This is a genomic window from Hungatella hathewayi WAL-18680, assembly GCF_000235505.1.
GTDB lineage: Bacteria > Bacillota > Clostridia > Lachnospirales > Lachnospiraceae > Hungatella_A > Hungatella_A hathewayi_A.
Genome location: NZ_JH379028.1, coordinates 461,498 through 463,744, shown reverse-complemented (window position 1 = coordinate 463,744; position 2,247 = coordinate 461,498). Strand labels below are relative to the sequence as shown.

At 54.9% G+C, this 2,247-nt stretch carries 3 protein-coding genes; all 3 read right to left on the bottom strand.

Annotated elements, in window-relative coordinates:
* Positions 1 to 77: 77 nt before the first annotated feature.
* Positions 78 to 623 (bottom strand): sugar phosphate isomerase/epimerase family protein, encoded by a 546-nt coding sequence (locus tag HMPREF9473_RS17920; RefSeq protein WP_006781606.1) that lies wholly within the window; start codon positions 621 to 623, stop codon positions 78 to 80.
* A 15-nt stretch (positions 624 to 638) separates the two neighbouring features.
* Positions 639 to 830 (bottom strand): hypothetical protein, encoded by a 192-nt coding sequence (locus tag HMPREF9473_RS27945; protein WP_207636800.1) that lies wholly within the window; start codon positions 828 to 830, stop codon positions 639 to 641.
* An 81-nt stretch (positions 831 to 911) separates the two neighbouring features.
* A partial coding sequence (locus HMPREF9473_RS17915) for an ABC transporter ATP-binding protein (protein WP_006781605.1) occupies positions 912 to 2,247 on the bottom strand: 1,336 nt, incomplete at its 5' end.

The window sequence follows — 2,247 nt, the reverse complement described above, 5'->3', positions numbered from 1 at the left end:
GCCCGCCGGGAACGGTACCGGTGATATCCTTCAGATGCACGTGATAAATCCGCTCTCCGATCAATCTCCATGTCTCCTCAATACTCCTCCCCCATCTCCCAGGGATGAAGGATATCCAGAAGGACGCCGATCTGCCTGGGAACACCGTCCAAAATCCGGGCCATACTGGCGCCGTCCCCGACGGAACCGCATGTCTCAATCACCACCTGGACCGGACTGTTCCCCATCAGCCGGGCCACGTGATTCAAACCTGCTCTCCCTATCTCGTCGGCCCGCTCCCTATCCATTCCGGCGGGGATATCCCCCATGAAGGTCCGCACGGTGGCTGCCCCCAGATACTCCGCCAGATGAACCATTTTCATCAACTCCTCCGCCTGCGCAATGGCAGAGATTTCATCGGGCTGGTAAAATTTCGTGTAAGCCGTCAGACAGGGAATCGAAAGTCCCGCCTGGCGGATGAGTCTTCTGGCTTTTTCCACGTATTCAAAGCTGTTCTCCGGGGAAATGTGGACGGACTCTTTTCCCCTCAATTCGATGCCGTCCAGACGCCAGCCCGATGCCAGCGCCACCGCCTGCTCCAGCGTTTTCTCCGGCACGGACAGTGTCGTATAACTGATTTTCATGTTCCTTCCGCCTTTCTAATCCATTGTTACTTGTAGATCAACTACCTCCCAAGCCGTGCGGGCGGTAATATCAGAATCTGTCATATTATAAGCCGTCAGACAAGTTTTGTCCAGAGAATGGCCGGATACGGCCGCAACAAAAAGAGCGCCACCAAAATCACAGTCAAATCTTCCGTGATTTTGTGGCGCTCCTCCTAATTGTTTCACTTAAGTTTCATTCTATTGCTATCGAACTTCATGCTGATTGAGTCCTGTCTATATCCAGCGCTGTCTCAAGCTAATTTCGTCTTAATCCAGTTCCTTCAACCCCGTATACAACTCATAATATCTGCCCTTCATCGCCAGCAGTTCATCATGGTCGCCGCGCTCAATAATCTCGCCGTGCTCCAGCACCATGATGGCGTTGGCATTGCGGACGGTGGAGAGGCGGTGGGCAATCACGAAGGTGGTGCGGTCCGCCATCAGGCGGTCCATGCCGTGCTCGATATGCTTCTCCGTTCTGGTATCCACGGAACTGGTGGCCTCATCCAGAATCAGAATCGGCGCCTTGGAAATGGCGGCTCTGGCAATATTGAGCAGCTGCCGCTGTCCCTGGCTTAAGTTGGCTCCGTCGCCGTCCAGCATCGTGTCATAGCCGTGGGGCAGACGCATGATAAAGGAATGGGCGGACGCGGTCTTCGCGGCCTGGATTACCTCCTCGTCAGTGGCATCCAGACGGCCATAGCGGATATTTTCCCGCACGGTCCCCGTAAATAAGTGGGTATCCTGAAGCACCATGGCGATATTCTGGCGCAGGTTATTGCGCTCGATATGGCGGATATTCACGCCGTCAATGGTAATCTCGCCTGACTGAATATCATAAAAACGGTTCAGCAGGTTGGTAATCGTCGTCTTGCCGGCACCGGTGGAACCAACAAAGGCGATTTTCTGCCCTGGCTTCGCGTACAGGTTGATGTCCTTTAAGATGGTCTTATCCTCGTCATACCCGAAGGTAACGTGGTCGAGAACCACATGGCCAATCATCGGGTCCAGCACCACCGCATCCTCGTCATTTACCGGCTCCGGCTCCTCATCCATGACGGAGAACACACGCTCCGCACCGGCCAGGGCCGAGAACACGTTGGAAATCTGCATGGAGATTTCATTGATCGGGCGGCTGAACTGTCTGGAGAAGTTGAGGAACACGGTAAGTCCGCCCACGTCAAATCCTCTCAAGACACACAGCAGACCGCCCACCACGGCTGTCAGGGAATAGTTCACCTGGCTTAAATTGCCCATCACCGGTCCCATAATGCCGCCGAAGAACTGGGCCTTAATCTGGTTTTCCCTCAAATCCCTGTTCAGAAGTCGGAATTCCTCCTCCGCAATCTCCTCATGACAGAAGACCTTCACCACCTTCTGCCCGGTGATGGTCTCCTCGATATAGCCGTTGACCGCGCCGAGGGAGGACTGCTGGGCGGAGAAATATTTCTGGCTCCGTCCCGCCACGGCCCCGCCGGCCTTCATCATTACCGGAATCAGGACGATGGTCACCAGGGTCAGCCAGATGTTGGTGTAGAGCATCAGCGCCAGGGTTCCCACAATGCTTAAGGCGCCGGCAAACAGCTGTACCAGGGTACTGCTT

What these genes read in the sequence shown, in the direction of transcription:
- HMPREF9473_RS17920 (WP_006781606.1), bottom strand. Translation starts at nt 623, where the DNA reads ATGAAAATCAGTTATACGACACTGTCCGTGCCGGAGAAAACGCTGGAG.